The sequence below is a fragment of the Cryobacterium sinapicolor genome (assembly GCF_004403465.1).
Taxonomy (GTDB): domain Bacteria; phylum Actinomycetota; class Actinomycetes; order Actinomycetales; family Microbacteriaceae; genus Cryobacterium; species Cryobacterium sinapicolor.
Genome location: NZ_SOGQ01000031.1, coordinates 1 through 1,027 on the forward strand (window position 1 = coordinate 1; position 1,027 = coordinate 1,027).

The 1,027-nt window shown below is 65.5% G+C and carries 1 protein-coding gene; it reads right to left on the minus strand.

Features of this window, described 5'->3' with window-relative positions:
- A partial coding sequence (locus tag E3T28_RS06590) for a DUF222 domain-containing protein (RefSeq protein ID WP_166786947.1) occupies positions 1–386 on the minus strand: 386 nt, incomplete at its 3' end.
- Between the last annotated feature and the right edge of the window lie 641 nt (positions 387–1,027).

Sequence of the window (1,027 nt, forward strand, 5' to 3'; positions counted from 1 at the left end):
GCCGATGCGGGCACGGGGGTCTCCGAGCTGGTGCCGGTGGCCGCAGCCACGAGTTCGGTCTCGGCGGCCTGTACCGAGTCGAGGTCGGTGCATCGCAGTGTCGGCGTCAACGCGGTCAGGATCGCGTCGGCGGTGTCGATGCCAATCGCACCTGTGGCCAGGCTGATCGCGGTTGCCGGGAAGAGGGGTGGTAGTGGTTCGCCTGTCAGGGAGCGGCCGGTGCGGAGCTGCCTGCCCAGCCGCATCCGTCGCTGCGCGGTCGGCCCCGACACCAGGGTGACCCGCTCCAAGAGCTCCCCGGGCGTGCGGCAGCCGCGCCTCGCGGAGAGCCGGCCGGTGCCGAGCTCGGGCCGGGACCGGTCCGCGACCTCCGCCGCCGTAGCCACCCGCAACNGAGGACCTCGACCGCGGTCGTCACCTGCAGCAGGCCATCGTCATCGAAGCCGCGCACCACCGAACACCGCAGCGACCCCGCGAGCCCCGCCGCGAGAGCCTGCAGCTCAGCGACCGCCCACGCCGCCGCGGACGAGCCGGGCGCGGCATCCGCTGCGGGGTGTTCCAGGAGGTTGGTCACAAGATGAGTCTAGCTCAAGTAGAACAAACTATCTAGTGTTAATACACTCAGGGATCATTTTCATCGAAAACAATACAATCGTGTCCTGAGGAAATCGATCATTGGACCGGAGCCTTCTGTCTCGGGGACCACCCGCGCGGGAGGAGTTCACCGGGCCGTTTCGACCACCCTGGACCAGCCTCAATGACACCTGTCACTCACAACATCAGACCCGTGACCTGATGGCGCAAGCCGCACGCGAGCCGCGCACGCAAGCAACGCTCACTCGGCGGAGGAACACCACACGACTGGAATCGAGATCCGGTGCTGAACTAATTCGACGGAGATTTAGGGGAAAAAGGAGCTTTTCGGGCGATGTCAAGCTGACTGGAGTCACTTGGGTTAGTTTGTGGCGGTTTCGTCGGCGAGGTGATTGATCCCGACGAGGCTGGCTGGTGCGGGTGTTGTTGGTCG